Genomic DNA, 6,622 nt, shown 5'->3' on the forward strand with positions numbered 1-6,622 from the left:
GCGGCCCTGCTCACCGGCACGCGCGGCCTCCACGGCGGCGTTCAGCGCCAGGATGTTGGTCTGGAAGGCGATGCCGTCGATCACGCCGATGATGTCGGCAATGCGGCGGCTGCTGTCGTTGATGCCCTTCATGGTGTCCACCACCTCGGCCACCACTTCGCCGCCCTGGGCCGCCACGGTGGAGGCGCTCATGGCCAGCTGGTTGGCCTGGCGGGCGTTGTCGGCGTTCTGGCGCACGGTGGAGCCCAGTTCTTCCATGGAGGCGGCGGTTTCTTCGAGCGCGCTGGCCTGCTGCTCGGTGCGCGCGGAGAGGTCGTTGTTGCCCGAGGCAATCTGGGCGCTGGCCGAGGCCACGCCTTCGGCGTTGCTGCGCACGTTGTCCACGATGGCCGCCAGGCGCGATTGCATCGTGCCGAGGGCCTGCAGCAATTGGCCGGTCTCATCCAGGTTGCGGTGGACAATGGGTTGGGTGAGGTCTCCACCGGCAATACGCTCGGCAGCCTGACGGCCGGCCCGCACCGGGCGCACGATGGACTGCGTGACGGTCCAAGCCAGCGTGGCTCCCAAAGCCACCGCCAGCAGCGTACCCACCCCCAGCAGCATCTGGCTTGCACCGGCCAGAGCGCTGGTGTCGCGCTGGCTTTCGGCCAGTTGCGAGGCCATGGTCTTGCGCAGGTCGTCCAGCGAGGCCAGGTATTTGTGGGCCAGGGGGCGCAAGTCCTTGTCGACCATGGACGGCACGTTCGGCTCGCCGCCCCGGTGCAGTTCGCGGATCTCTGCAAGCTTGTCGTTGTAGGCTTTGCGCGCCGTCGTTATGGCGGCCAGCAGGTTGCGGCCCGCATCGCTCTGCACCAGCGCCTCAATGCGTTGGACCTTCGACTCCATGCCAGTGGCCGTGGCCTGGGTGTCGGTCGTGAGTGCGTCCATGTAGTCGCGGTCAATCGCCTTGAGAAAAGCCTCGGTGCGCACCCAGTTCAGGCGAATGTCCGATGCCCAATCCTCGACCAGGGTCTGCTGCTCGATTTCCTGCGTGGCGAGCCGGTCGCTCGCATGCTTCAGGCTCGCAATACGCCACATCCCCGTGCCGGCGATGAGCGCCGTGATGAACAGAAGGGCGCCAAAGGACAGCCCGAGGCGAAGACCGACAGAGAGGTTGCTGAATTTCATGGTGATGTCATGCGCGGAAGACGGAGGAATGGCAGGCAGTCAGGCAAGGGTGCTGTCCGCGCGGGTGGCGCGGCAGTGCGGGCCGTGGTCCTGCAGGCAGATAGCGCAGGTTTGCCCACCATGGGCCGCCCGGGAATGGGGTGCAGGGGCAGAGACAGCGTACGGTGTGCACACCTTCCCCGGCTGTCGGGCGCGGGACAGGCGCCGATGCAATTTCATAGGGGTTTGCCAGGGGGAAGGCTGCAGGCCGTCGGGGTGGCTAGGCGGGCTTGCCCAGCAGTGCATCCTTGAGCTTCCAATCGGCGGGCACGTTGCCCAGCCAGATGCCCATGAGCGCATTGAAGAATTCCGGCTCTTTGAAAGGCTCGCCCTGGGGCTTGCCCTTCACGGTAATCACCGTTCCTGTTCCGGGAACCCAGTCGATCATGAACTGGTCTCCCGCCTGCAGCTTCTTGTGCTCAGAAAAGATCTGGCTCATGCGCAGCACGCCGGGGATGAGCTTGGAGAACGCGGCGCGGTCCATGTTGTCCTCCATGCCGCGCGAGAACAGCTTGCCCAGCTCGGTCGAATCGATTTCGCGCAGCATGGTGATGCTCATGCGCTTGGGACCGCGTTGGGCGGCGACTTCCTGCGGTGTCGAGGCCTTCTTTTCCAGGTACAGCCCCGCGGTGTAGACCTTGAATACGGCCTTGTAGCGCACGCCTGCGCCGTTGAGCTGCAGCGTGCTGCCGTTCAGGACGCTGGTGTCTTCGTATTTCACGTCGGCCACGGTGACCGGTTGGGCTGTGGCGCTGGCCGCAAGGATGAAGGCACTGGCCAGGGTGCCGGCAAACACTGCGCATCGACGGAGGAAGGTCATACAGGTCTCCTGAAATCGAACGATCGTTCGTTTCTAATTGTTGCAACACTCGCGGCGTCCCGCTACAGGGTTTTCGAGCGGTTATGCGCGTCCCGGCGACGTTGCCGCATGATGGCCATGGACCTTTGCTACACTTTGGCCATGTTCATCCATCACGTGTTCATCACAGGTTGCAGCGACCGGGGAGCTTGGCCCTGGCGCAGGCCTGTCCTTCTGAACGCCTGAATGGCATCTGGGAACCTTCCCAGCGTGCCCTCCGCTGCCCCGCCCGGGGCCCATCGAATGAACAGCGGCGCAATTGCGCAACGTATCCCGCGCCGCCTCAGCAGGGAGCTCTCCCCGTGATCACGGAACTTGAATTCAAAAGCCTGGCCGGCGAAGGCTATAACCGCATCCCGCTCATGGCGGAAGCTTTTGCGGATCTGGAAACCCCGCTCTCGCTGTATCTGAAGCTCGCGCACAGCAAGGACGGCGGCAAGCACAGCTTCCTGCTCGAGTCGGTGGTGGGCGGCGAGCGGTTTGGGCGCTACAGCTTCATCGGCCTGCCCGCCCGCACCTTGCTGCGTGCCAGCGGCTTTGGTGCAGATGCGAAAACCGAAGTGGTGACCGATGGCCAGGTGGTGGAAACCGCCCGGGGCAATCCGCTGGATTTCATCGAGGCCTACCAGAAGCGCTTCAAGGTTGCCTTGCGCCCGGGGCTGCCCCGGTTTTGCGGCGGTCTGGCGGGTTACTTCGGCTATGACACGGTGCGCTACATCGAGAAAAAACTCGAAGCCACCTGTCCGCCCGATTCCCTCGACACCCCCGACATCCTGCTGCTGCAGTGCGAGGAGCTGGCGGTCATCGACAACCTGTCGGGCAAGCTGTACCTCATCGTCTATGCCGACCCGGCCCAGCCCGAAGCGTATGGCAAGGCCAAGAAGCGCCTGCGCGAACTCAAGGACCAGCTCAAATACTCGGTCAGTGCGCCGGTGGTGAGGGCGACAGAAAACCACCCCGCGCAGCGCAGCTTTGCGAAGGCCGACTACCTTGCCGCGGTCGACCGTGCCAAGCATCTGATCGCCGCTGGCGACTTCATGCAGGTGCAGGTGGGCCAGCGCATCCACAAGCGCTATACCGAAAGCCCTCTGAGCCTGTACCGTGCGCTGCGTTCGCTGAACCCCTCGCCCTACATGTATTTCTACAACTTTGGCGATTTCCACGTGGTGGGGGCCAGCCCTGAGATCCTGGTGCGGCAGGAGCAGACCGACGCGGGCACCAAAGTCACCATCCGTCCCCTGGCAGGCACGCGCCCGCGCGGCGCCACGCCCGAGAAGGACAAGGCGGCCGAGGTGGAGCTGGTCAACGACCCCAAGGAGCGCGCCGAACACGTGATGCTGATCGATCTGGCGCGCAACGACATCGGCCGCATTGCCAAGACGGGCACCGTCAAGGTGACCGAGGCCTTCGTGGTCGAGCGCTACAGCCACGTGATGCACATCGTGAGCAACGTCGAAGGCATCCTCCATGACGGCATGACCAGCATGGACGTGCTCAAGGCCACCTTCCCTGCCGGCACGCTCACGGGGGCCCCCAAGGTGCATGCCATGGAACTGATCGACCAGCTCGAACCCGTCAAGCGCGGCATTTATGGCGGCGCCTGCGGCTATCTCAGCTACGCGGGCGACATGGACGTGGCCATCGCGATCCGCACCGGCCTCATCAAGGATGGCACGCTGTATGTGCAGGCCGCCGCCGGCGTGGTGGCCGATTCGGTGCCCGAGCTGGAGTGGAAGGAAACCGAACACAAGGCGCGCGCCCTGCTGCGCGCCGCCGAACTTGTCGAGGAGGGGCTGGAATGAGCCAGGCCATCAACAACGTGCAGCATTGCACGACCATGGACGATGTGCGCCGCCACATCGACGCGCTGGACGACGTGCTGGTGCCCCTGCTGGTGACGCGGGGCGGCTACATGACCCAGGCCGCGCGCATCAAGCAGGAAGCTTCCCAGGTGCGCGATGAAGACCGCATCCAGGCCATCGTCGATCGCGTGCGCGCGCGCACCCTGATCGAAGGCGGCGAGCCCGACGTGATGGAGGCCATCTACCGCAGCATGATGGAAGCCTACATCGCCCATGAACACCGCGAGTTTGCGCGCCTGCGCCAGACCGCGCCACAGCAAGGGTGAAGCCATGAAACTCCTGATGGTCGACAACTACGACAGCTTCACCTACAACATCGTCCAGTATTTCGGCGAACTGGGCGCCGACGTCGAAGTGTTCCGCAACGACGAGATCACCCTGGCCGACATCGACCGGCGGCTCGCGGCCGGGCAACTCGACCGGCTGGTCATCTCGCCCGGCCCGTGCTCGCCCGCAGAGGCCGGCATCTCGGTGGCTGCCATCCAGCACTTTGCAGGCAAGCTGCCCATCCTGGGCGTATGCCTGGGGCACCAGGCCATCGGCGCGGCCTTTGGCGGCACCATCGTGCGGGCCAAAGAACTGATGCACGGCAAAACCAGTGTCATCACCACTACGCAAAAAGGTGTGTTCGCGGGACTGCCGGAGCATTTCACGGTCAACCGCTATCACTCGCTGGCCATCGAGCGCGCCACCTGCCCCGAAGAGCTCGAAATCACCGCTTGGACCGATGACGGCGAGATCATGGGCGTGCGCCACCGGACGATGCCCATCGAAGGCGTGCAGTTCCACCCCGAGAGCATCCTCACCGAGCACGGCCACGCCATGCTGCGCAACTTCCTGGAGCAGCGGGCGTGATCATCGAAACCCACCAGCTGCTCCTGTTCATCGCCGCTGGCTGGCTGCTCAATCTCACGCCCGGGCCGGACGTGCTCTACATCGTGACCCACGCGCTGCGCTCGGGCGCGCGCGCCGGCCTGGTGGCGGGCCTGGGCATCACGGCGGGCTGCTTCGTGCATGTGGCCGCGGCGGCCGTGGGCGTGGGCGCGTTGCTGTCGGCATCGGCCACGGCGTTCACCGTGCTCAAGTGGGTTGGTGCTGCCTACCTGTTGTGGATGGGCGTGCGCATGCTGTTGTCCCGCCCCGGAGGGGGCAATGGCGCCGCCATCGCGGCCGCGCAGTCGGCCACGCCCGTGGTGGTTTCGCTGCGCAGCGTGTTCCTGGGCGGCTTCTGGACCAACGTGCTCAACCCCAAGGTGGCGCTGTTCTTCCTGGCCTTCGTGCCGCAGTTCATCGCTGCGGGCACCGGGAACAAGGCCCTGGCCTTCGTGCTGCTGGGCGTGCTGTTCAACGTCAACGCCATTCCGGTCAATGCCGGCTGGGCGCTGGCGGCCGCCTGGATGTCGCGCCGCGTGGGCGCCGTGCAGCGTGGCCTGCACTGGCTCGATCGCGTGGCGGGCGCCATGTTCATCGGCTTCGGACTCAAGCTGGCGCTGACCGATCGGCCCGCCTCCTGACCGGCCTCTTTCCTCTGCGGAGAACCCCCATGCTCATTACCCCTTCCGAAGCGTTGCAGCGCACCATCGAGCACCGCGAAATCTTCCACGACGAGATGCTGCACCTCATGCGCATGATCATGCGGGGTGAACTCTCGCCCGTCATGACGGCGGCCATCGTGACCGGCCTGCGCGTGAAGAAGGAAACCATCGGCGAAATCACCGCCGCCGCGCAGGTGATGCGCGAGTTCTCCACCAAGGTGCATGTCGCAGACACCACGCACATGGTGGACATCGTGGGCACGGGCGGCGACGGAGCCAACACCTTCAACATCTCCACCTGCGCCACCTTCGTGATCGCTGCGGCGGGCGGCAAGGTCAGCAAGCACGGCGGGCGCAGCGTGAGCAGCAAGAGCGGCAGCGCCGACGCCATGGAGGCGCTGGGCGTGCACATCAACCTGTCGCCCGAAGCCATTGCCCAGTGCATCGCCGAGGTCGGCATCGGCTTCATGTTTGCGCCCAACCACCATCCGGCCATGAAGAACGTGGCGCCGGTGCGCAAGGAGCTGGGCGTGCGCACCATCTTCAACATCCTCGGGCCGCTGACCAACCCGGCCGGCGCCCCCAACATCCTCATGGGCGTGTTCCATGAAGACCTGGTGGGCATCCAGGTGCGCGCGCTGCAGCGCCTGGGCGCGCAGCACGCCCTCGTCATCTATGGGCGCGATGGCCTGGACGAGATCAGCCTGGGCGCCTCCACGCTGGTGGGCGAGCTCAGGGACGGCGCCATCAGCGAGTACGAGGTGCACCCCGAAGACTTCGGCCTGGCCATGACCAGCACGCGCCAGCTGCGCGTGGAAAACCCCGAACAGTCGCGCGCCATCGTGCTCGACGTGCTGGACGGCAAACCCGGCGCGGCGCGCGATGTGGTCTGCCTGAACGCAGGCGCCGCCCTGTATGCCGCCAACGTGGTGGGCAGCATCGCTGCCGGCCTCGCCCGCGCGCAGCAGGCCATCGACAGCGGCGCCGCCAAGGCCAAGCTGGCCGAACTGGTCACGCGCACGCACGCGCTGGCGGCCTGATCCATGTGGCGCGACCCGGGCACCTGGATAGCGCTGGGCGTCTCGGCACTGTTCGTTGTGGCCGGGTGGGTGATGCACCGGGTGTTTGTTCGGGTGCTCAAGGCGCCAGGGCCACAGGCA

At 65.7% G+C, this 6,622-nt stretch carries 7 protein-coding genes; 5 read left to right on the top strand and 2 right to left on the bottom strand.

The window, feature by feature from the left end; genetic code table 11:
• Together ACDELDRAFT_RS17455 and ACDELDRAFT_RS17460 are read right to left on the bottom strand one after the other, a co-directional pair.
• Positions 1–1,167: methyl-accepting chemotaxis protein (locus tag ACDELDRAFT_RS17455; protein ID WP_005799286.1), on the bottom strand; the 1,167-nt coding region annotated here is incomplete at its 3' end.
• A 259-nt stretch (positions 1,168–1,426) separates the two neighbouring features.
• Positions 1,427–2,026 (bottom strand): chalcone isomerase family protein, encoded by a 600-nt coding sequence (locus tag ACDELDRAFT_RS17460; RefSeq protein ID WP_005799287.1) that lies wholly within the window; start codon positions 2,024–2,026, stop codon positions 1,427–1,429.
• Between the two features lie 341 nt (positions 2,027–2,367).
• Here ACDELDRAFT_RS17460 and trpE point away from each other — a divergent pair, with 341 nt between their 5' ends.
• The 5 genes from trpE to trpD are packed head-to-tail and all read left to right on the top strand — an operon-like array spanning position 2,368 to position 6,502.
• On the top strand, positions 2,368–3,867 hold the full coding sequence (gene trpE, locus ACDELDRAFT_RS17465; protein ID WP_005799288.1) for an anthranilate synthase component I: 1,500 nt from the start codon (positions 2,368–2,370) through the stop codon (positions 3,865–3,867).
• The gene (locus ACDELDRAFT_RS17470) at positions 3,864–4,193 is read left to right on the top strand and encodes a chorismate mutase (RefSeq protein ID WP_005799289.1); all 330 of its coding nucleotides are present in this window, start codon (positions 3,864–3,866) and stop codon (positions 4,191–4,193) included. Before trpE ends, ACDELDRAFT_RS17470 begins: the two co-directional genes overlap by 4 nt.
• Positions 4,194–4,197: 4 nt before the next feature.
• Positions 4,198–4,782 carry an anthranilate synthase component II gene (locus tag ACDELDRAFT_RS17475; protein ID WP_005799290.1) on the top strand — a complete coding sequence of 195 codons (585 nt, stop codon included), beginning with the start codon at positions 4,198–4,200 and terminating at the stop codon, positions 4,780–4,782.
• Positions 4,779–5,441, top strand: coding sequence for a LysE family translocator (locus ACDELDRAFT_RS17480; RefSeq protein WP_005799291.1), 663 nt, complete (start codon positions 4,779–4,781; stop codon positions 5,439–5,441). The genes ACDELDRAFT_RS17475 and ACDELDRAFT_RS17480 overlap by 4 nt, the downstream gene beginning before the upstream one ends.
• 29 nt (positions 5,442–5,470) lie before the next feature.
• Positions 5,471–6,502 (top strand): anthranilate phosphoribosyltransferase, encoded by a 1,032-nt coding sequence (trpD, locus tag ACDELDRAFT_RS17485; RefSeq protein ID WP_005799292.1) that lies wholly within the window; start codon positions 5,471–5,473, stop codon positions 6,500–6,502.
• Positions 6,503–6,622 lie beyond the last annotated feature (120 nt).

Source organism: Acidovorax delafieldii 2AN (assembly GCF_000175235.1).
Classification (GTDB): Bacteria; Pseudomonadota; Gammaproteobacteria; order Burkholderiales; family Burkholderiaceae_C; genus Acidovorax; species Acidovorax delafieldii_B.